Here is a 23,660-nt window from a genome sequence, read left to right as displayed (position 1 = left end):
GCTGAGGTCGCTTGGTATCAGTATCTTCGATCCGTTTGGCGTGATACTGGCTATCGTCTGGCCTAGCTGGTTATAAAAATTAAAGCTCACATCTGTGTACTTATTCGTATAGGTGACCGTAACCGTATTGACCGCATTCAGTGCGGCCGGCTGCGTCGCCAGTATTTTGTAGTAGCCCGGCTGGAGCGTATTGCCGCTGCTGAAACCCGCAACCTCTGTTTCAGTCAGCATATTAAACAGTTTAAAACTCCCGGTTACTGTGACTGCTGAAGGAACCCCCAGCTGGAAGTACTGGAAAGAGGTACTGCCGGGCTCTGCAAAAGCGGCCGCCACCTTTTCCTTTAAAGCCCGGTGATCCGGCGAGGTGGCAAATTCGCTGATATAGAACGGTGACAGCGATGCAATGGAATAGCTGGCATTGGGATTGGCGTTAAGCGTGTACCCGTTACCCGGCCCGGAATAGACCTGCGTTTGCGGAGCGCATGACGTACACGTGATTACGATATTCGTCGGATCATCACAACTGATCGTTTCATAGCTGACCGGGAAGCCCAGCGATGCGCCCTCCGTAAAAGTGTAGATAAATGACGGCGTTACGTTCGTCATCGATAGCGTATTCTGTATAGACAATGCACCGGCAGCATCTGCGCGGGCGGTCATCAGCACCTGTTTGCCCGACAGGTCCGTAACTGTTAAAACCTTTAACCCGTTTTGATCTGTCGCAATCGTCTGTAGGCCCTGTCCCGATAAGGTTAACGGGCTGCTGCCGGCTGCCGTGGCGAAATATTTATTACGTATCGTCATGTACTTGTCCAGCTCATGCTGCACCGGGAAACTCGTACTGCTTACTTCATGGCCCGTTCCCATCTTTAATTGCTCGCCTACCCCGGATGAACGCTTTGCAGCACCGCTGCCATCCTGGTAATAATCTGTGCGCGTATACGGGAAGGATGTAGCGCCCACCATCGGCTCCAGGGTATTGTTGTCACTGTAATACCAGCCCAGGCTGCCCTGTTGCGCATTGTCTACGGCATCGGGGGTATTTAACTTGCCGGTCGGGTTAGAGGTATTAGCCGGGTCGCCGTCAAAATTCAGGTAGTTATAGGCCGTGCCGCCGGACGTTACGAAATTGTTATTATACTTAAATACGGAGTTCCCTATCGGGGCCGCCAATGTCTGTACCGCCGAACGGCCCTGGAAATCATACAAGGTCTGGGTTGCCAGTACCTGCCCGCGGCTTTCATTCTTTACCTGGTTCTGCGTTGGCTTACCGTTATTGTCAAAATATGACTTCTGCGTCCCTATCTCAGTACCGTTCTCATCATAGTGCCGTACCAATACCCAGTTCTTATCGCAATCCTGGGCGGCAACAGAATTTATCGTTAAGAAGAATATGGCGAAATAAAACAGGCATTTCAAATACTGGTTAGCCTGCCTGAGAAATCCACATTTCCTTGCAACACTCCCAAATACCTGGTTTTTGATATCACAAACATTCATAACAAATGGGTTAAGTCAATTTTAAATTGTTTCACACAGGACTGCCTTTAAATAGTTTTAATGGCTGCTGTAAGATTAATGGCACCAGATGGGGTGGTAGATAAAGACCACTGTCCGCTGTCATAAGCGATTTTTATACTATTTAATGTCCCCGCTTTTAACCTTTTCGCGTCATCAGCAGTCAACCTGTAAATCATGCTTAAATTACTGCTGTTACGTACTTCGCTTCCTCTCGGAACCGCCCTTCCCAATGACGCGGTCTTTATAGTTTTGCCATCTGCCATTGATAATTCAAGTCCTGCCTTTTCCATCACCACTACCGGCTTGATAAGTCCCGCCCTGACAACGACATTTAAAAAATATTCATGCCGGAACCTGACCAGTTGCAACTGTACCAGGTGCACTCCGACAATAATAGCTTTTGGCTCCTGGTATATTGTTACAAAGGGAGACTGTTCCAGCGCATTCCGGACGGTATCCTTAGGCCTGTGCATTCGTCGTAAGGAGTCAGCTTGCCAGAACCGGCTTTTTGCGGAATCGATCTCCTTCTGGAATTTGCCGGTCTGCGCAAAAACGCCTGTGGAGATCACCAATAATGATATTAAAAGCAAATTTCTTTTCATCATATTACAAATTTTATAATCATCATGCCGGAGCCAGTATAAAGCTGATGACTCCGAGCGCATTTAAGGTTTCACCAGGTTAAAATTAGTTGTTGAATTATAAGTTACAACCTTCCCGTCCACGGACGTCGGGCTAACGGCGCCGATTGTGACCTGGACCGTCATGGCTCCCGATGTACCAGGAACGACGCCAAAGTCCACGCCGCCGCTGCTTAACGTGTTCGCCAATATATTTACAGGAGGACCGGATATAAAATTGGAATTTGTCCCCTGAGTAACGATGGCTCCCATTGCTGTGAAAATCTCCAGTGATGGTGCAGCCGGCAAATTGGCCGTCACAATCAAATGGCCTGAAGCGTTGATAACCGCATTGACAGTCAGTTGTTCAGTTGGAGAGGAAACGCTGGTCGTCAAGGACTGTGTGGTTGAGGGATTAAAACCGATATTAACTTCGTCTAATGTTGCCGGTGATATTCCCCCATTGTCCATACGTACAGAAAATGTTCCCGGAAGTAATCCCATTGCACCCATGTCTACTGGCGGGCCATCTCTCAAACCAACCGGCACATTAACCAGGTTTCCGCTGAGGAATTCTACAGGTTGACCTGGAGGCGTAAAATATGCCCCAATGAAAGCAAATAAAGTTGTTGAATAGATGTCGTTCAGGTGCCCGGTTAACCATAAGTGATTATTGCCGTCTACTGTCGCGGTCACGGTGTAAGTGTCTGTTAAGGCTGTCGGCACGCCGGATCCTGTTACCAATGTATAGTCCGAGCTGCCCGAAAAACCGTAATGGTCAGTTGCGGTGACGGTAAATTTAGACGTTCCTAACACGGTCGGCGTACCGGAAATGATACCATTCCCTGCATCGAACACCATGCCCTGCGGTAAAGCACCGGCACTAATGGTAAATGTGTAAGGGCCATAACCATAATAACCATGTAACGCCTTCTGATAGGGAACGTTTATCTGGGCATTAATTAGATGTAACGGACCGACAACTACGTTTGGTGTCAGGTCAACATTGACGGTGAACGTTTGTGTCACTGACGTACTGTTGGCATCGGTTACTTTCACCGAGATCGGGTAGCTACCTGCGGCAGCGGCGCTACCTGTTATTGTGCCGTCATTATTGAAAGTAAGGCCATCCGGAAGCGAACCTGTTAGTTTTGTAAATACGTAAGGAGCCTTCCCGCCGGAACCCGTAATTGTAAAAACACCTGGTACAGACTGCGTCATATGGTGTGCTGTTGCTCTATAAAACGCCAGTGCTGTGGTTGGGAGTACGGTACCGAGTAACGTACTCTTATTTTTAATGCCATTCGCGTAAAGTGTATTACCCGCGTCTGTCGGGTGGATACCGTCAGACAGGTTGGCCACTGAAGCCGGGAACAAGTTCTCAAAGTCAACATACTCGCAATATGCGTAATGTGTCGCCAATGCGCGTTGCACATCCCGGAAATCATTAGCCGCCGGGCCGGTGGATGAAAGACCATCATCGGATACTGTTTCGCCATTCGGTCCTTCGTAGCTTTCCGGTCCGGTAGCCTGGATATAAATTTTGGCGTTAGGCCGTAATCCCTTAAGTTGCTCAATAAGTGACTTAAACTGGTTGTAAAACAAAGGAAGCGGCGTATTGAACCCATAGTCGTTTACCCCGATCTGGAACCAGTATTTGTCAACGCCAAACGAAGCCAGTTTAGTAGCAAATGCAGTTGTCATCGCCGGAGTTGCTACATCGGTGTATAGCAGACGTCCTGCATATCCTTCTGAGAAAATATCACCGGTAAATCCAAATCCCGGGTTACGCGTCATCATCATCCATACATTGCTCTGGGCATTTGACGAAATATTATATCCCGATAAGATGGAGTCGTGAATATAGACGATACTGTTGGCTGCTGCCGTTCCGGCCGGAGATGCGGTTGTAGTCGTCCCGGGAAAATACACAGCCCTTAGGTAGGTGCCGGCGTGCCGGACGTGGGGATCCGCCGGCAGATAAGTACCCTGGCCAGGCATCATCACTTCCACGGTTTTGGTTCCTGCCGGAAGGACGTCGCTAACGAACTGTACGACTTTCGCCACATCCGTCCCCTCTACCTGGTAGTATTTATATAGTGCACCGTTTATAAAGATTGCAGGACCGGAAATATTGGATGGTGTGTACCCTGTAAAAGGTGTAAACGCCGACGGAATATGGCCGTCCAGCGGGGTTAACGTACCGATGGCTCCCTGTTGAACCATACAATTAGCATACACCTTAAAGTTGTCGTTGGTGTTTTGCACCAATAAACCCATAGTAGTCGCAGTAGCCGGGGCGGTCACCTGATATAGTTTTGGTTGGCCGGTTCCTGCCTGATTGACCAGTGCAGTAGGAAGTGGCGTAGCCAGAGGAACACCGTTATGATACCATGCAACAACAGGACTTGTTGTTTGCAGGCCGGAAATTGTATAAATCTGCCCGCCTGTTACCTGGGTATAGGTGTTTACCGCACCTGTCCCGGAAATTACATTCCCGTTGGCGTCGAAAATTTTTCCGTTTTGCGTCTGTCCTGCCGCAAAAAGATTAACAACACGCTTATCATAAAAATCGCGGACGTACTCAATGGCGATCTGTGTCGCAGTTGTCTGAAAACGCATGCGCGCATAAGCTGAATGCTGCAGGTATTTTTTCCGCGGGGCATTATAAGCATCGCTCCATCCGTACCAGTCTTTCTCGGCGTTTCCTATCATCGAGGTTTGGTCCGCGCGGAAACGTGTGAAGCTTGCGGTCAGTCCCAATTGGGTAAGGTTCAGGGCAAAATTATTCTGAAATTGAACGGAAGCCTGCGAAGATGAATTCCCGCCGTTAACAACCACGGCAGCCACCATTTCTGTGTTTGCTGACAGGCTGGGCAGCGTCCAGCTGAAATTTTGAAATGTCGAAGTGAGCGTGAATGTTTTGCTGGCCTGGATGGAGTAATTATTTGTCGAAAGCAGCTGAACGTCGATCGTACCGCTTCCTTTCGCTGAAAAGGAAAGTGTTCCGGTAACCGGGGCACCGGCAGCCGTAGAAAAATAAGCGAACTTTCCCGCGTTTACGCCGGCATTCTTATTGGGATTAATAGTCGTCCCGTCGTCATCAGCTAGTGAATAGTTTGCCGGTGCTTCCTGTTTCCACTCAGTGTCCATGACATTTGAGGTGACGAAGGAGCCGGTACTTACCGAAGAGCTTGCCGGCGGGGTGGGTGGGATTACAACCGGGCAGGCGGCAGGCAGCTTTGCAAAATTATAAGCGATACCTTCGATCAACGGTATATTGGTTTTGCCAAGGACCTCTTTGTAGACACGAATAAGACGGCCGATAGCGTCATATTGATATCGCACATATAAATTATTATTGTCTAAGGTGTAAATCAAATCGCCCGTCTTCCCGTCATACACGTAAGAAGTGACATTTGAAGCAGTTGGCTGAAAGCGAAAATCATCGAAATACATCGCCACAGTTCCCCCATTTTTACAGCCGACGACCAGGTTACCGGACGTAATATCTGCTGCCGGGACGGTCATTTCCATGAGATACCACGAATTGGCAGATTTAGTGAAAGATTGTACCCCAACAATCGTAGCCCCGGTGCCCACTTTGTAATAAAGCTGTGCCTGATTTACTGTCCCGGAAGATGGTTTTACCCATACGGAAACACTATAATTTTGATGAGTTGGATTAAGATTGGCAACCGGGACAGTATAGGTAAAACCGTTTGCCCCTGCACCAACCATGAGCGATTTCGCCCCGGAATGGGCTTTTGTGGTGTCGGCAACAACTGTACCACCTCCCTTTGAAATATTTGTTGAAAAATTACCGTTAGTCAGCAAAGCGTCTTCTGCCCCGCTATAGGAGATTTCATCATAGCGGCTATCGTCCCCTGTAACAACAACTTTCGTATTGTTATACCCCATGCGCGTGGTAGCATAGTGATTGTTAATGTCCGTGCCCTCCAGCGCTGCGGAATAAACATTGTATTTGGTAATTTGGCCCGTCTTTTTCCATGATGGACTGGAAGTCCCGCCTGTACCGAAATAATCCACAAATGAGCCAATTGGAGTGAGGTTGTTTGCGGAAGTTCCGTCGGCGAGCCATGACAGCGATTTTTCCTTGCGCCAGATACCGTCTTGTTTGTAGGTAGTCGAAACGCCATCAGGATCCAGCACAGGTACAAGATTCGACCAGGTTTGGACAGTCGCTGTTATGACGCCAAGCTTCGCGTTATTTTGATCCACCGAAAACGTGTAATCTGCAGCGTGTTGCGTAAGCATTTGTTTATGTTGCGTAACGGCTACGTCGTCATGTGTTTTGAGGCCCAGCACCGGATAAAAATTTTGCAAAGTATAAGCAGGTGTCGTTTGCGAGAGAAAACGGTTTCCGTAAGAGTCACTCAGCAAGGTTTGGGTTACGGCGCCGCTGTAAAAGTCATAGGAAAGATTGGTTTGGTCTGTCCGGGTACCGTTCTTATAATCAATTTGCGTAATCCCCGTCGAAATATTGGGGTATGTTTCCCGGTTGGTTAACATCAATATGCTTTTATAAGTCCCTGTGAATTGGTTTTCCGACTGGGTGAGCAGCCGGGCATTGCCATAACGCTCCTTAATTATGCCGATGCCACTATAGGAATTGAGTAAGGATTCCAGTTGTGATTGATTTTCAAATGACGTATTATCCAAAGGATCGCTAAGATAATGATTGATCCTTTCAGTCAATTTATTGCCCAGGTTATCATACGTCACTACCCGCTTCAAATTGCCTACTCTGCTGGTATAATCTTTGATCGAACGGTCTTTTTTTGACTGGCTGACAATCCCATTAGCGATTGATGGCATGATAGATGACGAAGATGTCGGGACTGCAAGTGTCGATGTCACGGCAACCGTGCCTTCGTCGTTGTTGTCGTACAGCCCAATCATTTCCGGGGTAAACACCTCATATTGATAAAGGGTCTTTCCGGATATCGGCACGGCACGACCGCCATCTAACAGTGAACTATCTGCGACGGCGACATATTCATACATGATGCCAGGACTCGGAACTTCGCGCGCAACAGAAAGCATCTTGCTGCTTTTTGTATACAAATCCTTCCGGTACGAGTTGATGTATGGGGTCGGGTCGGTACGACCAAAAATCCTGTTTTTAAACGTCAAATCCGATAACCCGTCATAATCAAATACCAAAGGTTCGTAGGTCGTAATCCCTGACGAACTTAACGTTCCGGTTGCCGCCCCGGGATTCTTGTAATCAAAAGATGTCTTTCGTATATTTCCGTCGAGCTGGTCCACGATGATATCCCTGATACGGCTCCCTCCGCCGTTGTAATAATGACCGTTGACGGTAAGGTTTGCATATAACAGGTAAGTGCTGGGATTAATTGCAGTTTCCATCTGCGGGTCAACAGAAAAAGTAAGCTGATTTTGTGCGGCATTAATGGCGGTTATTTTGGCAGGAGTTGTATAATTATCGGTATTGCCATAGGACATTGTACCAGTCGGATCATTATGATAAGCGATAAACACCATATGTAAAGGATCACCGACCTTATATGCGGTGTTTAAATCAATGTCCCCCGGATTGACGGTGTAGGTGAATGTATGAGCAGCTACCTGGGTTCCGGTTGTGGCGGCAATGATAATTGACTGGTTCTTGCTCAACGCGGATTTATTGTAAGTGTTTCCCTCATAGTTTAGTGATATTTCGGACCCTACGCTTGAAATTACCTTGCGAAGCGACCAAACATCGACCGACCTGTTTGAGATAATCGAGGTATTGCGCCGTTTGATGAAAGGAAGGGATCCGGCAATCGTAGTATATTGATATTGATATAATGGTGGAGAAATGCCATAATCGGATTTATAATTACCCCAATAATCAAACGCATCCTTGTTATACGGAGGATTTTTGGTCCGGACCGCCTGTAGGTTCGACGTCAAAGCTGCAGGAGCACCGTTAAGAAAACTTGCGGCGAATACAACCCCGGATGCATCGGTCGGATTCAGTAATGTACAGTAATATTTTGTTCCTCCCTGCATGAAAGACAGGATATCACCGCTTTTGAATTTATTGGGAGTTTGAACCTGTACCGTTGCCGGCGTCAATACGCCGGTTGTCGAATTGTAGCTTTGCAGCGCAGTCAAGGCGATATTATCCTGGTTTTGAAGGTCATTGGGATCAACATCATACACAAAATTGGTCGGCGGCAAAACCGGCGTTCCGCCAGCCCCTTGAAAATCGACGGATAATAAGGTGAGTTTACCCAAAAGATTAGTGGGAGCGGTCGTGTTTGGGGTTTGTACGTAGGTCAGTGCTCCGCCAGGGTCATAGCTATTCGGACACCCTTTAGTTAGGGAATAGTCAAAGTTAAAAGCGATTTTTTTTATGCAGCTGTTTTTAAGAGTGGAGTTGATGTCATTTATATCAATTACATTAGAACCATAGTGAACATTTTCCTGTCCGTTGCTATAAGCAAACGAATGATTATAATTGGTACTGTTTTGCCGGATTGCGTGAACCGATTCAGGTAACTGATCATTTTGGTACAAATAAATATTATTAAGCCTTAAAGTGGACTTCGGGTGTTTGATAACTCCGCTGTTGTTTTGGGGATAATACAAAGCCTGGGGATTATAAGGGGTAACCTCGTCGTGCTCTGTGCAACTCTTACCGTCCGCGCGGATTTCCTTTTCAAATATGGCTGTGTGACTTCTGGTTTCAATTGCATCCAGGTAATACAACTCCTTTCTCCCTGTTGCATAAGTGGTAGTGCCAGGTGAAGCAAAATCTTCGTTTGACCCTTCGGAAGGCGTTCGCCAAACATAGGTATCCGTCCATTTACCGTAATCAAATTTTACCCAATAGCCCCAATCACTTGGATCTATTTGACCAGAGACTCCTCCCCTGGAAACGTAATCCGGTCCGGTAATAGCGGTGAGGTACCAGGTATAGGCATAAGCCTCCCCTTTGGACAGGTCAGTATGGAAAAAACTGACGGTATGGGACGTGTTATTGATATTGGCCGCTACAAAGTTCTCCCTGGTTTGGAACTCGTCCGAACTATAGGCAGGCAATGCGTAGTGGTAGGTTACCCCACTGGGATTCGTTATCATAAAACCTCCAATTTGCTTACCTACGGTACTATAGTCAACCCCGTTGATTAACCCATGATTTGCACTGGTATGACGCAAAAAACCAGCCGCATCACAATCAACAAATCCCCTTGCGGCAGCCGTGCCATTAGCTATTTGGTCATTGGAAAAATATTCGATGTGGCTCGACCCTTCAAGGCGGTTGGTTGAACTGTCGTAACCATAATCGCCATCGTTATTTCCATAGGTCGGCGAACCGTCAAAATTGTATACCTGCTGCGTATTGCTGCCATCTGCGCTCCACGGATAGTTTTGTTTGTAAGCATTTGACAGATCGTTGATAAAACGGAATTGCCATTTTGACCTGACAGTGCCGCTCGACGTCAAAGAAATGCCATATACATCACCAGAATGATTGGTATTATCTATCCGGTTTTGGGAATAAAGAATGGATGAAAATATGTAAGGACGGATGCTTCCCCCAATGCCCTGGCCTGTAACGTTGTAATTGTCAAAGTTTGGCAATGTCCCTCCGAGTTGCAGCACGGGATCCTGATTATCTACTATGTTGGTATTTACCGGGTCGAGCAATTGGTAGTTGTCATCGTCGCTGTTAGTGAGTTCTGCAGCATTTGTAAATCCGCTGCGATTGAACAAGACACCATTGGCAGAAAACGGAGTTGGGTTATCCATCCAATACCTCGTATAATTATAACCAATTGAACCGCTAAAAATTCCCAGAGGGATAGGTATCATAAAGCCTGAAGACGCGGTGCTAATATGGTTACCATCCGGATTGTTGACGCTGGTTTGCTCATAGCCGCCTGCGTTTAAAGACGCTTTTGAGTTATTTGTTGAAATAGAAGCCCCAAGGAGCGAAGTCGGATGATTACCTTGCCCGTAGGATATTCCTGCCCCTGCCGATCCGGCGACACCCTGGAAGTTTGTCGAAACGCCTATATTGGCTGACGTCTTTAATCCCTGTATGCCATTCAAACCTGCAATAGCACTTAATCCGACACCCATGTAAGGTTGGCCATACGGGCTAACTCCAATTGTTACGCCGACGTTAAATGGGCTTGAAGCACCAAGACTCTCACCCACACTCATCGAGAAACCAACACCAAAGCCCTGATAGGTGTCCTGCGAAAAAGAAAGATTGGCGTTTATCGATGCAGGACCGTAACCAAGTCCGATGCCGCCGGTAATACTTTCCGTATGTCCCCCGTTCCATAAGGTCCTAGTTACGCCCGCAGCACTGCTCCAATCGTCGGGATATCCGTTGACATTCCTTGTGATCGCGCCAGGATTGAGTGACCAACCCAATCCGACCCAAGACGCCTCTTCATTAGGCTGTACACCTGCGTGATAAGCCAATGAAAGCGGATATCCGCCTTCCGGGCCGGGAACTTCCAAAAGCGGTATATTATAAGTCATCCTGCCGGTAAGAGGATTGACCATATCAGTCGTGTCGACAGGTTCGAAGTTGCTTGGCTCGGGGGCTGTAGGACCACTTGTAAGTGCAAAGGCTACCGTTGGTGCAAAAATTTCGTTAAGTAGGGTAAGCAACATAAGTATCGCGACCGACTTCTTAAAGCGTTTGCTTGATGTACGTGTAAAGGACATAAGGTTCGGGGTTTGTTCTTTGTTATATATTCATTAAATCTTCTGTGCGGAAGCTGAAATGCAGGTCGCCGGTACGCAGCCCAAATTCACCTACAACAAAATCTATTTTTTTGGAATGAATTAATTTCCGTTTATCAAAAACTACCAATAGCTGGTTCGCGGCACCCATTCCGAATGTCTGCAGGAAAAGACACTGTTCGGCACTAACCGCGGCGGCGCCATCCGGTATGGCTTTTATATATCTTTCCATTCTAAAGCCAAATGTTTGAACGATTCCGCTATATTGGCCTGATTGGAGATGGTTCAGCACCTCTTTACCGTTCGCTGTAAAACCGATAACAAAGGCCAGGCTATTTTGATATTTCCGTACTAACTCCAATTGATCTTTTGTATAGGTCATCTGTTTGGGTAAAATCAGTTCCGCAGGCCTATAGGTAAACGTTGCTTTTACCGTTCCGGACGAATCCGTTTTTTTTAATCCGTTTTCCGGATTATTGATATATTTGATGAGTTCTGCCCGTGTCTTAAATGTCTTGCTTTTGCTACTTTCACAAGCGGAAAACAAACACATTAATAAGAAGGCGATCAGCATTCGTTTCATTTATCTTTTTCCCCAAATTGTTTGTTTAGTTCCTCAATAACACCAGTTGAGATATCCAGGCCCTCTCTTGCATAGGCGATTGTTCCCGACTGGTTGGCGATAAGGATGAGTTTGTAATTATGCTCTTTACCATACTTTATCAAGAAAGCATTTATTTCGGTGACGACTTGCTGCGTAAGTTTTCCATCCTCCTCTTTTGCATTTTGCTGTATCGCACGCTGATAATCGTTTAAGGAACGCTCCTTTCCCTTTATCAGTTCCTTACTGAGTTCCTGTTCTTTTGGTGTGAGCGTTGCAAGGCTTTTTTCATACTTCTGAATCGCAGTCTTAACCTCATTTGTAAGTGTATCTATATTGGCCTGCCACCGCTTGGCTTTTATTTCATAAGCTTTCTTAGCATCTTTTGAGCCTTTATATTCATTTAAAATTCGTGCTGAATCGACATAGGCAATTTTGTCATTTTTCACAAAGTGTGTAAGAAGCAGGTATACAATTGCACATACTATTGCTACTTGGTAGCTTATAAACCATATCCGTTTGAAGTTTTTTGATTCGTCTTTTTTTTGCATATGAAATAGTAAAATATTGTCTAGGGTTGGTCAATTCTTAACAGCTTTAGTCACACATCTTTTTAATTCACAAGGCGCACGCCAAATGACAGGGATGAGAAAAACGACTGAATAAGCCACAAAATTAAGGCGCTAACACGCCAGCACGGTTAATAGGTAGCTAAATAGGCAATTAAAAAAAGAAAGTTTGTTATTCTGATTGGTGGCAAAGGTTGTTTCATTTTATCGGTTTTGGTTTTTGTTGTTTCGGTACTCCAATATTAACTAAAAGATTATTTAATCCCAATTTTTTTATTTTTTTTTATTTTTATTAACTGTATGACATGATAATTTACATTTAAGTATTTGATCCTGAATTTTTTAAACATCCGCACTGAAATGGGAACGTTACATAAGTTGTTGGGACGCTTACTGATAAAATGCCAGGCACATTCAACCGCAGAACAGCGGTTGCTGGATGATACGTGAAAATTATACAGCAAGCGATGTTTCCGAAATCAATCTTACATACAGTATTTAAACGAGCCTGGGATCAATGACAGATCTTTTTATGATGCTTCCTGATAATAATGTCATTTGGATAAAGCAAGTCTAACCAGAATATAAATGCAAAAGGGGTTGAAAAGCAAATATCTCGTTTGACGAAAACCTGTCGTTTGTTTTAACGAAATTGCTTGAAATAAACATCGGATTTACCCCGCCGATCTTGCCACACCATACCATTGCAATACGTAAACAACCGGCAGCAGCTAGCAGGAAAACTGTCAAGGGCCCCGATCCTATCATCGGGGTTCATATACCCTTTACTGTTTTCCTGCGGTGCTAATTTTGTGAACGTGGTGCAATGGTACTGTCATATAAAATCCAAAAGCAGGTGTGCGCGAGGAACGAGCAGCACTCCTGCACCAATCCAGGCAGCGAGGCTGGCGGTGCAATGGAACCCGGCGCATAGCGCGAGGTGCAATGAAGCCGCCTGCCGCAGCCGCCCTTTCCAACGGGGTGTTTATTTTAAATAGTATTTAAAATTTAGGGAGTACTAATCAATTTCAAATAAAAAACTTCAATCTTTTTTACTAATAGCTGAACCTTAAGTGATAAAAGCTTTGCCGTTGTTTCCTCCAGCCAAAAGTCACCTTTATACCTCGCCTCCGAATAGGCAGATTGCAGCAAATTAAATAGCTTCGCCTCCTCCGGCTTTTCCAGCTCCAGCACATCCATTATCTCGTCCGTATACAACAGCGTAAGCCTTAACATCCGCGAAAGGTTATGTGATGAAGTCCGGTATCCCGACAATACCCGTATAATGCCGATCAAACAGCTTTCCGCCGCCTGGTGCAGCATAAATACAGCAATTCCATATTGCTCCTCTTCTACATACCGCTTCGCACCCTTTAAAAATTGCAAGCCCTGCCTTCCCCAGCGGTTCCAGTCCTTTCGCGCCGCTTCCTTCCGCTCATCCTTCCCCACAGCTTTATGTTCCGGCAATGTAAACCCTTCTGAGGTATATACCTCTGTACCGTTATATATAGCATTATTCCAAAAATGGTCCCCGGCCACAATCTCCTGGCTTGCCCATGCCGCTCTATGAACTATAGCAAATACAGCAGCCAATTGCTTACAAATGTCCTCGATCTTATTTGCTACCTCATGTTCCGGCGTCTTATCTGAATCATGGATAACTACCAACAGGTAATAGGTATAAAGTTTAGCGTGCATCCCCAGTACTACTATGTTACGAACCGAAGGAACCTCCTTTAAAATTACTGTCTTTACCTCATCAAGCCCTAGTTCCCCGGCACCAGTTAATCCCGAACATAGCGCACGCATTGTTTTGAAGAAATCCAGCTTTAATAATGGTTCTGGTTCTTTGATTTCAACGGGAAGTTCTACCCCAACAGTCTCATTCGCCAAGTCTTCTTGCCTATCCAGCGCCTCATTTTCCGTATCGTTACCCTGACGCTGCCTGATCAGCCAAGCAGCGCAATAAAGTTTCTCCAGGCTGTCAAAAACCTTAACCACCTCCGCAGGCCGCATCGACTCGTCAATCTCCTGCTTATACAAAGCCGCCGACAGCCACTCCTTCAAATAATCTCTGAACTTTGGCAAACTGATCTTTTTAAAAATCCGGTTAACAGCCAGGTACGGGTCAGCCTGTTCGTCCTGAGCCAGTTCCTTTGGAAACCATGACCACCTCCGTTCCTCTGCGGATAGCTGGTCGTCAGGCACCGGCATAAACTGGTACCGGTTCTCTTTATAGTCCAGCAGCACCAGGTATAGTGCTTCCAGTAGTTTTATATTCCATTCATGAACAAACAGCAAATGCCCAGGCCCGTCGGACTTATCGTTATAAAACTGGTCACACAAAACAAAATGACGCCATTCCTTCAAAAACTTTAAATGACTTGCCGGGCACCTGATAAAAAAGAACTCCTCCAAAACCGATAACGGACGCTGAACCTCTTCAAGGCGAAGATGAAAAGGCATTTGTTCCCACGGGGCATAAACTAAATTATCCATAACCATATTATTATACCGGCCCTCATTAACCAGCATAACAAAAGAAAAGCAGCAACAAGCCGTACCGAACCGAAAAGACCGGTATTTCACATCAAAACGCGTTGTATTAAACTTCAAATGATACCCGGGAAGGGCCGGGCCATCGCTTACCAATCAATAGACATTCCTTATATTTGCGGTTCAAACGGCGGAATTCTTCCGCCTATTGTGATAAGGTTTAGGTTAAAGCCCCTAAGGAGCGAGTTTGAAGGGGCTTTTATTTTAAGATCAGAGGTAAATATTCGTGGTTATTTGAACATTTACTGCGGGGAGAAAAGACCGGGTAATCCCGGCCTTCCCTCACGCCGCTGCGGCTTAGCGGTCTCCTGGCGGCAATTGCGTCGATGCAATAACCAAATGTAAAAGCAGTCATCCCCGTACCATACCATTTTGATTAGTATTTCACAAAGTTTCGCTTGTTTTGTACCTTTACAATTAAATAATACATTTGACCCATGGCAGAGACCTTACACATCGGAAGAAAAATCAGCAAGATCCGCGAACTGCGTGGCATGAAACAAGATACCCTGGCATTTGAACTCGGCATCAGTCAACAGACCATTTCCAAGATCGAGCAAAGCGCTGAAGTGGAAGATTCTACCTTGAATAAAATAGCTGTGGTATTGGGTGTTTCGCCGGAAGCAATTAAAAACTTCAATGACGAAGCCGTGTTAAATATAATTTCAAACACTTTTACAAGTCAAGATACTTCGACCTTAAATGCAATAAATTTTCAACCTTCGTTTAACCCTATTGATAAAATAGTAGAGTTATATAATGACAAAATCGCCCTACTGGAACGCCTTTTAAAAGCCGAACAGGAAAAGGTCGAAATCTTAAAAAACAAATAAGCTATTCAGTTATATAACTCTATATTTTACCTGATATATAGTCCGAGGCACAGCTATATATAAGAATAGTTGTAACGGCTATTTATTATTTGTTTTTGCAAAAGCCATATCCATAGCGGATAAAGTTCTCTTTTTCGCGGTTTGCTTTAAATAAATCCATGCCCGCTGATAATGATCTGACTGTTCATTTTTCTTATGCTGCCCGTAAGCATCAATTGCTCTGCCACCTAGAGAATATAAATAAGTTATAACCACAAGGCAAATACCCCAGGGAATTAGCCTTCCAAAAACGATTTTATAATACTGTCCCTGATTGGTTTCAGGAAACAATAAAATGCGTAATTGTTTAGTGGCGGATGTTGGTATATCATCCAGTTTTTCATTTAACTGCTTTAGCAAGGCCAATTCCTCATCACCTTTGTTACCCTGTTTAAAATTCCGTATTTCAGTTAGAATTGTATTTATGCCAGCGGAATAATCAGGAATTGGCGTTTCAACAAATTGCGCTAACTTCTTTTCCAATTCAGTATTCTTTTTTACAAGGTTATCTATGACCTCGTCGTTGCTATCCATTCTTTCTTTTAGTTCATCTATCTCTTTCATCTTGATATTCCTCTGCCTTGTTGTTGTTCATTTTTCTTTCGACGTTTTCTTTCCGGGCCATCATCATCGTCGGCAATGTTGCCTAGCAAGCCCTGTAATAAATCTGCTCCCACTGATAGTGATTGCGTCAGATAATGAGATTCCGGTTCGGGCTTTAAGTAGGTAATTTGTTCAGTCTTGTTTTCACTTTCCCGTTCCTTCTTTGCGTTCATTACATCCCTTAACTGATCGGCCAAGCTCTTTTCTTGTTCAACCAGCTGTTGTTCTAATAACCGGGTAAGTCTTGAATAACTCAAGCTACGGTCAATCTCCGACCCTTTAAACTTGAATTGCCCCTTGCTGAAACTAATGCCCTGTATTTCGTTGGTGTTACCTTTATATTTCAAATGGGTAATTATTCCTTGTTTTTCCAATACCTGTATTAGCTCAGTGATATTTTTTACCTTTTTGCTGGCCATTTTGATAGCATCAAATAATTCATATTTGACTTTATCCTCGCCTTTAAGCTGCTGCCGGTTAACCTTATCCTTACCTGGTGCTATGAAAAGGCCGTGCTTTAAAGTAAGTTGCTTTGCTACCTGAACATTCCGCTGTTTTTGAAAGTTATCTGATATGGTTTTTCCATTGTTGTTTACCCGGTTGTAAACGATATGAATATGCGGGTGACTTTTATCCTGGTGTTTAACGATTAGGTACTGCGTATCTTGTATTTTCATCCTTTGCAGATATTCTTTTGCCATATTTACCATTACTTCATCTGTTAATTTTGCAAGGTCGTTTACGCTCCAGCTTAAAGCAATGTGACCCACTGCCTTTCCTAAATTCGGGTTGTACTTCCGTTGCAAATTGAAATCATTGATAATCTGGTTAACCTCTTGCATTCTTACGCCTGCCGCATTCAGTATAATAGCGTCATGTTTTTGTACCACATAGCGAATACACCCGCCAAAGCTTTTACCGGTTATCACTTTCCCTATCATGGCTATTGAGATTTTTTAAAGTAATATCTATCTCCTTCATAATTTGACTGCAATCCCTTACAACTCTTAATAACCCAAGTTGATGCGCACGCTTTGTTAGCTGGTTGAGGTTATTTGCCAGCTCTGCAAGCATCCAAAGGATTCGCCGCTCATCGTCTGTTAATCGGGGAACCACCTTTGCACTTTTAGCCGCCGCCCGTATCCAGCTGCTTGAACGCATTCCGGCGGCTTTGGCTTTATTTTCGATATAAAACCGTTCGGTCGCTGTCATCCTAATACGAATAATCAACTCCCGTCTCACCCTTTTCTTAGGTGCCCCACCTTTGTTTTTTGGCTGCGTTACCTGTTTATTATCGTTCGTCTTTATTATCGTTTTCATTGGTAACTCATTGCTGTTCCTTCATTTTTCCCTTTTGCAACCAGCGGGCGCAAAAGGCAAGTTTGCCCGGTGCTGTCAGGCATCCGGGATGTTTTTGTGGCAACAAAAACACAAACTTGCTCCTTACTGCGGGATAGAAATATCCCGATATTGTTTATCGCGATACGGTTTATCGCAAATGGTTTTAAGCTGTTCATTCTACATACCTGCTTTTTCCATAACTAAGGTGACCCTGCTTGCGATGTGCTTATCAAAAGACGGCTCATAAATGATGTAATCGCAGCCGATCAATTCCTTTAGGCACTTATGATAAGTGGCCGGCGACCGGATGCCGGATGTTGCCATCAGCCTGCTCCGCGTTACCCTGAAAGGTGTGTTATACTGCTGTTCCTGCCATAAGGAAAGCATGGCGGTATATAAGCTGATATGATAAGGGCCAAGTCCTTTGTGTTTTTGGATTGCCTTTAGCAAGGCCAGTTCGGGAGGTGTCTTTTTCATTTGGCACCTCCTTTTTCCAACAGTTTCATGATGTCCTGGTAGCGGTAATACATCATGCCGCCTACTTTTGAATAGGTGATTGTGCCGTTGATACGCAGGTTTTGCAGAGTGCCGGGGGATATACCCAACAGTTTTCTAACCTCGTTGCTTTTCAGCCATTCTTTGTTTTGTGGTTTCGCATTGCCGCCGAATGCGTCTTTCAGTTCCTGTACGAGTTCTGCCTTGAACTGTTTCAGGTCTTCTTTAGTTAAAATCTCTACTTGCATCTGTACTCCGTTTTTGGTTAACGGAACGAATGTATATTGCGAAATAGCTGATCTCATGACCATCGGTTTCCGATGGTCATGTATAAGAGGCGAACAAGATAAGTATTATTGAGCCTAACTAATTGATAGGGTATTGTTTATAGCATCAACAGAAAGGCATGGTGAAAATATCCAAACAGCCTAAGAGAAAGCCATTTTAGGATTTATTGATTTTCTTGACTGCTTTTTTGGGGTTGTCAGGAACTATCTTAAACAGCTTATTTTCAGGCGGCACCACAGTACCCTTAACGCCTATATCATTTTGTTTATCGGAGAAATAATTCTTAGCGGTATCTATGGGAATGTGCTTAGCGTCGATTGAAAAATACTTACTGATCATCTTGTAATAGGGTGTCTTATGATCACAGCGGAGTAGCTTCCGTCCTGACGGTAATTGCAGATCGCGCAGCTGCTGAATCAAGTCAATTACTGTCGGTAAGTGGCCTTCTTCTATCCTGATCTTCTGCACCACATCATATTCCTTCATTTCGCTGATCTGCTTCTCTAATTCTGCTATTTGGTTTTGCAGCCTGGCGATAGTCGCGTCTTTCTCTGTGTAGACCTCCAGCCTGGGCCGAACGGCCCACTGGTCGATAGAATTCAAGTAATCGGCAAATGCCCGTAACTGTGCCTTTTGAATATTTGTTCGCTCATGTTTAGTTTTAGAGCCAGGATTGTCTTCTTTGATCAAGATGGCAATGCCGTCCTGAATAAGATCCCGTAAGTGCCTATAAAACTCAACCTCTTGCGAGCCTGCATTTACCTCTAAAAAGTGCTTTAAATGATATTTATAAAATGGTTCAAATTCATTTTCCTTACGTTCATATAAATTATTCAAAAAATGACGGTCATAATGGCCCCGCCACCAGGAAAAGGGCATGCCAATATCGAACGGATGTTCGCGTTTTTTGAAACGAGCAAGGGGTTTGAAATATTCTTTCATAGGGATACATAATTGACCAATATGAACAAAGATGATAAAATTTAGATTATCCCTAAACCGATATCATGCGACCAATACTTCTATCTAAGCGAATATTTGCTTTAGACAGTTTTCATAGAACCATTAAACAAAAATTTGTAATGAAATTTATTGATAATGTTCAGTTATCCTTTGTTGATTATACAATAGAGGATAAATTTATATGATGATCAGATTAAATATTATTGTTCATCACATCCTTTTTTTAGCTCAAACCGACGTGAGCGTTACGAGAGGATCTCGTGAAGGCCGCTTAAAGGGCTAATAGTTTTAAAAATGGAGTTGAATATAGCAGTTCGATTTCGACCACGCTTTTCCAATAATTTGCCCCTAATTCCCGCTTATTACTGTTTGCCGCTTCTTTAATTTCCGCAGCGATCTCGGGGTAGGAAAGATTACCCATTCGTGAACTTACTGTGTTTATCAGTTCCGAAATAACTGGTATGGCCTTTTCACGCATACGCGAAAATAAATTGAGGCTCTCGAAATGTGATTCGATCAGCACAAACATCGCCTTGGACACCATTTTTGGTTTCTCAAGATAAAACTCGAAATCGATCTCGCGGTACTTATCAAGCTTGACATCAACGAAAAGATATTGTTCATCAGGTAAGCGGTCCAGATATAGATTCAGCGCTTTTCTTACTCCGGCTTTTCGCCAGACATGTGACTTGTGTTGATTGCACTTTAGGCATATGGGTAGCAAATTCAGCGGATGTACAGCAAATTCCGGAAATTCATCCTTGGGGACGAAGTGGTCGAGGGATTCATTGCTGGTCAGCGTACAGTGCTGGCAGGTGAAACGGACTACCTGAGGCTGTTGTCGTTGGATTTCTAAACGCAGTTCTCTTACAATTTTGAATTGATAGCTGTACAGGGATAACAAGTCAGCCTTATGCACAGAAAAGGCAGTATCCGGTTTCAACGACTCAAGGAGATTCAGACCAAAGTGTTGAGCATAGTTTTTATAAGTGGATTCGAGCTCCGTTGCCACAACTGCTAATCGTGAACGCAGATCGTCCGAATCCTTTGCCTCCAGCACTTGCTGATAGAAAAAGTAGCCATCGCCGGAATACGGTTTAAGATTCTTCATCGCGCTCCTTGATTAGTCCTTTGATGTAAAGCCTGGTGTTCAGGTTCAGCGGCAAGTTTTTGCTCGCCAGCATTTCCGCTATGCTTTCGTAGTTCCCATTTTCATTCACCAGACTGCGGATCAGGCTTAGGTGATGTTTATCAATATTACGGTTGCCAAATACGTCTTCGGATATTACTGTCAAATTCTCACCAAACGATTCGCGCTCCATCTGCCTGATGTAAGCTACGTCTTGGTCCCGTTCGAGAATAATTACATTGCGGGCGAGTATCTCTTGTATGACCAGCGGCGAGTGAGTGGCGAGTATACAATAGGAATCGAACTGCTCCACCAGATCAAAAATAGTATTCATCAATAGGGTGATGGCATTCGGATGCAAATGGGTTTCCGGCTCATCATAAAGTATCATAGAATTATACCGGATCTGCGCCAAAATTTCAGAAATGATCAACACCAGTATATTTTGACCGGAACTTAGTTTTTGGTAGAAGGCAGCAAAGTTTTGTGGCTGAAATAAGGTCCGGGACGAGCTTCCTGTGAATATCTCGGACAAAAGGTCCTCCGGAACAAAGTTGGAGAGGATCGATCGCCATTCGGCCGTCACGCTTTTATAGCTAATCTTTTCCGCCTGGCTCAAGGTCCGCTCCATAATTTCCTCTTCCGTTAGGAAACCGCCCCCTGGCTTTTTAATGCCGCAATAGACGTAATTAAATGCCGCGTCGCTCTCCGGGATCTGAAAATGATCAAATATGCTGTAGGACACGGTAAAAACCTTGCTGTATAGCGGCTTGCGCGGGTAGAGATTACCGGGATTGGTCTTAGAAAGTTCATTGGCTAGCGTGCTCAGCACCTGGGTCTTTCCGGCGCCGTTCCTACCGATCAATGCGAACACCCGGTGCTTGACGAAATCTTCGGTATCAAATTCAAAGGTGATGTCCAGAGGTTCTTTCGCGTAAGGCAGCGTATAGCGGTAGGTGAACTTGTACCAGTCGCCCGGCTCGTAACCGCCCAGCCGGAACCGGATGGTGCGCGCCAGCTGTTCCGGTTCATTAAAACGGATCAGCGAAGTCTTATAGACATCGTCAAATTCGAACGCTTCCTGGATTTTTGGGTATAAGGCCACGTCCCGAAGCGCCAGTAAGATACTCTGGTACATATCCCGAAAATTGCTGACCATGTTGGCATAATATTCTTCCTCCTGGCCGAGGGAGCAAAAATCTTCCGGCAATGCAGTGAAAGTATCTGGTAACACTTCCGCGGTGACAAGGGTGTCCCTTTTCATGATCTTTACACCCCCGATCTTCGTCGTATTAAACTTGCTTTCCACAAAGGCGAGTCCAAATGTCGTGCGGTGGTGGTAATCATCCCACTTGTCATGACCCAGGTAAAAATGCGGGTAGGTTTTGTTGACCGTAGATTGCGAATGGAAAAACGGTATTTGGTTAGGCGGAATGTCTTGGGGACGGTCGCTTACTTGTTGCCGTGTTTGCACCCCATATACCGGCAGGCCGTCGCTGTAGCTCATCAGCACCAAAATAACCTGGGTTTGCAAAAGCAGCTGGTTGATCAGGGAAACATACCGCACGACCTGGCCGCGGTCGCCGCGAACTCCAGGGCTGACCACTACCTCCAGGAATTTGATGAATAGTTGCTCATCTTGTCCAATAAGATTGAAGCGCGTAATAAAAACGTAATCGTATTCCCAGTCGTTATTATTGACCAGGTGCTGATAGGCGTCCCCCTCGGCGTCATTGTAACGCGAGTCTTCAGAAGGCAGGTCCTTAAGAGGCCTGATCAGGTTCAGGAAATCAATGATTCCTTCATCCCGATTGCTGTAAACTCCGAGAAAATCAGGCTGTGCGAGTATGGCCTGTAATATTTTGAGTTTGATTTGTTCGGAAAGCTGTTCCATTGATGTTTAAGGTCTGGATGAGCGAAGATAAGCTTCCTTTCTCAGTTTACGTAACCGTCCAAATGATGACCAGTCTAACTAGAACGGCAGGTCATCTTCTTCCGATTCAGCGGGCGGCAATGCGCCTGAAGGAAGCGGAATATTGTTGACGGTGTAGAGGTTAAGAATATCTTCCCGGTCCATGAAGATGATCTGCCTTCGCTGAACGGCATCCAGCTGCGAACCGAGCCAGAGCCTTGCCGCTTTCGTGATCTCGCCGCCGGCAAGGATGATGACGTGGTCAACCAAAACGTTTTTGCCGATATCAGGGTCAAAAATGGCCAGGCCCAGCAACATCAGCGATTGGTTGTAAACTTCGGCGACACTATTATTGCCGGCTTTTGTAATTCCGGCGGAGTCGATCTTACCTTTTTTCACCTGTATGCCAAAGTACAGCAGGTGTTGTGTCGGCAGAACAAATTTCATCCACACGTCTTTACCAAACTCTAATAACTTATCCTTATGGCCGGTTACGGTTACCCGTTGAAAGCCAAGGTGACGAAATAAGGGCATCAATATCAATTCTATCAATTGATCCTCGCTTACTTTATCGAGATATTGCGTCAACAGTTCTTTCCTTTTCATCTCGGCAGACGACAAGGGACGGCCAGGATTAACTTCTGGGGATGCCGCAATTGCGGACTTGGGTACAAGCGATACCCTGGTGATGCCTTCACTTTCAAGATGGCGAACCGGTAACTGGAAGTACTCCAGCAGCGTCTTTTCCCAATTGTCAAGATCGTTCCGAACCTCGATGAATTTGGAGACCTCCACTGCCAGGAATACCGTATAATAATAAATGCCGCCGTCCCAGTTGTCGTAGCCGGTCTGGCGGATGGTAATCTCTGACCTGGCGAGCAAACTAAGCAGGTCCTGCGACTGATCCGCTTCCGCTATTTTCTTAACGGTATCGATTAATGATTTAAACTCCGAGTCGCTGTCGATCATTTTTTATAATTGATGTTTAGGTATAAGGCCGCTCCGGCAGCTTCAATGGTAGACTGTACTTTGCGAAATTGCCCAGTATCTAATTTTAGTTGGTCATAGGGCATATGTCCAATGATGTTTAAGGCCGAATCTGAGACATGCTTCATCCGTTCTATAACGGCATGCTTGCTGACCAGCGAGTCTTTCAGTTGCTTATTGCTTTCCCTGACCTCATTTGTTGCCATATCGTACCTGGCATTGCCGATGCGTTCACCAACATAGAAGATACCGGATAGCAAGGGTATTCCTAAACCCAAAAGGACCGTCCAGAATAATTCATGCTTAATGGTGTAGTGACCTGGGTTTGGTTGTGTGGGTGAACTCCTGCGTGTTGCCATAATGGTAGGTTGATCTTGTATAGTTTGATCAGATAAAACACGAATTTACGCAATTTCCTAGTTGCTTGTCTGACAATGCTAATTGGGCCCGAAATTAGCACTTGGCGG

General features: G+C 45.0%; 18 protein-coding genes. 1 reads left to right on the top strand and 17 read right to left on the bottom strand.

All coding sequences use genetic code 11. From position 1 onward, the window contains the following. The 6 genes from NAF19_RS27290 to NAF19_RS27265 all read right to left on the bottom strand — a co-directional run. Positions 1-1,500 (bottom strand): hypothetical protein (locus tag NAF19_RS27290; protein ID WP_252793542.1); only part of this gene is annotated, 1,500 nt, incomplete at its 3' end. Positions 1,501-1,547: 47 nt separating this feature from the next. After that, the gene (locus NAF19_RS27285; RefSeq protein WP_252793541.1) at positions 1,548-2,126 is read right to left on the bottom strand and encodes a hypothetical protein; all 579 of its coding nucleotides are present in this window, start codon (positions 2,124-2,126) and stop codon (positions 1,548-1,550) included. Between the two features lie 60 nt (positions 2,127-2,186). Continuing rightward, positions 2,187-10,859, bottom strand: a complete 8,673-nt coding sequence (locus NAF19_RS27280) for a putative Ig domain-containing protein (protein ID WP_252793540.1) — start codon at positions 10,857-10,859, stop codon at positions 2,187-2,189. A gap of 22 nt (positions 10,860-10,881) precedes the next feature. After that, positions 10,882-11,460 carry a hypothetical protein gene (locus tag NAF19_RS27275; RefSeq protein ID WP_252793539.1) on the bottom strand — a complete coding sequence of 193 codons (579 nt, stop codon included), beginning with the start codon at positions 11,458-11,460 and terminating at the stop codon, positions 10,882-10,884. Further along, positions 11,457-12,029 carry an OmpH/Skp family outer membrane protein gene (locus NAF19_RS27270; protein ID WP_252793538.1) on the bottom strand — a complete coding sequence of 191 codons (573 nt, stop codon included), beginning with the start codon at positions 12,027-12,029 and terminating at the stop codon, positions 11,457-11,459. Before NAF19_RS27270 ends, NAF19_RS27275 begins: the two co-directional genes overlap by 4 nt. 1,026 nt (positions 12,030-13,055) lie before the next feature. After that, complete coding sequence (locus NAF19_RS27265) at positions 13,056-14,546, bottom strand: HEPN domain-containing protein (protein ID WP_252793537.1); 1,491 nt, start codon at positions 14,544-14,546, stop codon at positions 13,056-13,058. 494 nt (positions 14,547-15,040) lie between these two features. Here NAF19_RS27265 and NAF19_RS27260 point away from each other — a divergent pair, with 494 nt between their 5' ends. Continuing rightward, positions 15,041-15,436 carry a helix-turn-helix domain-containing protein gene (locus tag NAF19_RS27260; RefSeq protein WP_252793536.1) on the top strand — a complete coding sequence of 132 codons (396 nt, stop codon included), beginning with the start codon at positions 15,041-15,043 and terminating at the stop codon, positions 15,434-15,436. Positions 15,437-15,514: 78 nt separating this feature from the next. On the opposite strand, the gene NAF19_RS27255 is transcribed toward NAF19_RS27260, so the two are convergent. From NAF19_RS27255 to NAF19_RS27205, 11 genes are all read right to left on the bottom strand, one after another. After that, positions 15,515-16,039, bottom strand: a complete 525-nt coding sequence (locus tag NAF19_RS27255; protein WP_252793535.1) for a hypothetical protein — start codon at positions 16,037-16,039, stop codon at positions 15,515-15,517. Next, the gene (locus NAF19_RS27250; RefSeq protein ID WP_252793534.1) at positions 16,036-17,019 is read right to left on the bottom strand and encodes a relaxase/mobilization nuclease domain-containing protein; all 984 of its coding nucleotides are present in this window, start codon (positions 17,017-17,019) and stop codon (positions 16,036-16,038) included. Before NAF19_RS27250 ends, NAF19_RS27255 begins: the two co-directional genes overlap by 4 nt. After that, positions 16,994-17,398 (bottom strand): plasmid mobilization protein, encoded by a 405-nt coding sequence (locus NAF19_RS27245; protein ID WP_252793533.1) that lies wholly within the window; start codon positions 17,396-17,398, stop codon positions 16,994-16,996. Before NAF19_RS27245 ends, NAF19_RS27250 begins: the two co-directional genes overlap by 26 nt. Beyond that, complete coding sequence (locus NAF19_RS27240) at positions 17,395-17,595, bottom strand: hypothetical protein (protein WP_252793532.1); 201 nt, start codon at positions 17,593-17,595, stop codon at positions 17,395-17,397. The genes NAF19_RS27245 and NAF19_RS27240 overlap by 4 nt, the downstream gene beginning before the upstream one ends. Position 17,596: 1 nt before the next feature. Next, the gene (locus NAF19_RS27235; protein ID WP_252793531.1) at positions 17,597-17,896 is read right to left on the bottom strand and encodes a hypothetical protein; all 300 of its coding nucleotides are present in this window, start codon (positions 17,894-17,896) and stop codon (positions 17,597-17,599) included. Further along, positions 17,893-18,162 carry a helix-turn-helix domain-containing protein gene (locus tag NAF19_RS27230; protein ID WP_252793544.1) on the bottom strand — a complete coding sequence of 90 codons (270 nt, stop codon included), beginning with the start codon at positions 18,160-18,162 and terminating at the stop codon, positions 17,893-17,895. Before NAF19_RS27230 ends, NAF19_RS27235 begins: the two co-directional genes overlap by 4 nt. Positions 18,163-18,358: 196 nt before the next feature. Then, positions 18,359-19,144 (bottom strand): hypothetical protein, encoded by a 786-nt coding sequence (locus NAF19_RS27225; protein ID WP_252793530.1) that lies wholly within the window; start codon positions 19,142-19,144, stop codon positions 18,359-18,361. A 292-nt stretch (positions 19,145-19,436) separates the two neighbouring features. Further along, positions 19,437-20,276, bottom strand: a complete 840-nt coding sequence (locus tag NAF19_RS27220) for a hypothetical protein (RefSeq protein ID WP_252793529.1) — start codon at positions 20,274-20,276, stop codon at positions 19,437-19,439. Then, positions 20,263-22,188, bottom strand: coding sequence for an AbiJ-related protein (locus NAF19_RS27215; RefSeq protein WP_252793528.1), 1,926 nt, complete (start codon positions 22,186-22,188; stop codon positions 20,263-20,265). The genes NAF19_RS27220 and NAF19_RS27215 overlap by 14 nt, the downstream gene beginning before the upstream one ends. A 78-nt stretch (positions 22,189-22,266) precedes the next feature. Next, a complete protein-coding gene (locus NAF19_RS27210) occupies positions 22,267-23,175 on the bottom strand; it encodes a hypothetical protein (RefSeq protein ID WP_252793527.1) in 909 nt (302 codons plus the stop codon). Beyond that, positions 23,172-23,552, bottom strand: a complete 381-nt coding sequence (locus tag NAF19_RS27205) for a hypothetical protein (RefSeq protein WP_252793526.1) — start codon at positions 23,550-23,552, stop codon at positions 23,172-23,174. The genes NAF19_RS27210 and NAF19_RS27205 overlap by 4 nt, the downstream gene beginning before the upstream one ends. Between the last annotated feature and the right edge of the window lie 108 nt (positions 23,553-23,660).

Source organism: Mucilaginibacter flavidus (assembly GCF_024055575.1).
GTDB lineage: Bacteria > Bacteroidota > Bacteroidia > Sphingobacteriales > Sphingobacteriaceae > Mucilaginibacter > Mucilaginibacter flavidus.
The sequence above is the reverse complement of the archived record's forward strand: the minus strand, read 5'-3'. Positions and strand labels throughout refer to the sequence as shown.

Coding starts and splice junctions, on each gene's coding strand:
- NAF19_RS27210 (WP_252793527.1), bottom strand. CDS start 23,175: ATGATCGACAGCGACTCGGAGTTTAAATCATTAATCGATACCGTTAAG.
- NAF19_RS27230 (WP_252793544.1), bottom strand. CDS start 18,162: ATGCAAGTAGAGATTTTAACTAAAGAAGACCTGAAACAGTTCAAGGCA.
- NAF19_RS27285 (WP_252793541.1), bottom strand. CDS start 2,126: ATGATGAAAAGAAATTTGCTTTTAATATCATTATTGGTGATCTCCACA.
- NAF19_RS27235 (WP_252793531.1), bottom strand. CDS start 17,896: ATGAAAAAGACACCTCCCGAACTGGCCTTGCTAAAGGCAATCCAAAAA.
- NAF19_RS27225 (WP_252793530.1), bottom strand. CDS start 19,144: ATGAAAGAATATTTCAAACCCCTTGCTCGTTTCAAAAAACGCGAACAT.
- NAF19_RS27220 (WP_252793529.1), bottom strand. CDS start 20,276: ATGAAGAATCTTAAACCGTATTCCGGCGATGGCTACTTTTTCTATCAG.
- NAF19_RS27265 (WP_252793537.1), bottom strand. CDS start 14,546: ATGGATAATTTAGTTTATGCCCCGTGGGAACAAATGCCTTTTCATCTT.
- NAF19_RS27205 (WP_252793526.1), bottom strand. CDS start 23,552: ATGGCAACACGCAGGAGTTCACCCACACAACCAAACCCAGGTCACTAC.
- NAF19_RS27250 (WP_252793534.1), bottom strand. CDS start 17,019: ATGATAGGGAAAGTGATAACCGGTAAAAGCTTTGGCGGGTGTATTCGC.
- NAF19_RS27255 (WP_252793535.1), bottom strand. CDS start 16,039: ATGAAAGAGATAGATGAACTAAAAGAAAGAATGGATAGCAACGACGAG.
- NAF19_RS27280 (WP_252793540.1), bottom strand. CDS start 10,859: ATGTCCTTTACACGTACATCAAGCAAACGCTTTAAGAAGTCGGTCGCG.
- NAF19_RS27260 (WP_252793536.1), top strand. CDS start 15,041: ATGGCAGAGACCTTACACATCGGAAGAAAAATCAGCAAGATCCGCGAA.
- NAF19_RS27240 (WP_252793532.1), bottom strand. CDS start 17,595: ATGAACAGCTTAAAACCATTTGCGATAAACCGTATCGCGATAAACAAT.
- NAF19_RS27275 (WP_252793539.1), bottom strand. CDS start 11,460: ATGAAACGAATGCTGATCGCCTTCTTATTAATGTGTTTGTTTTCCGCT.
- NAF19_RS27270 (WP_252793538.1), bottom strand. CDS start 12,029: ATGCAAAAAAAAGACGAATCAAAAAACTTCAAACGGATATGGTTTATA.
- NAF19_RS27245 (WP_252793533.1), bottom strand. CDS start 17,398: ATGAAAACGATAATAAAGACGAACGATAATAAACAGGTAACGCAGCCA.
- NAF19_RS27215 (WP_252793528.1), bottom strand. CDS start 22,188: ATGGAACAGCTTTCCGAACAAATCAAACTCAAAATATTACAGGCCATA.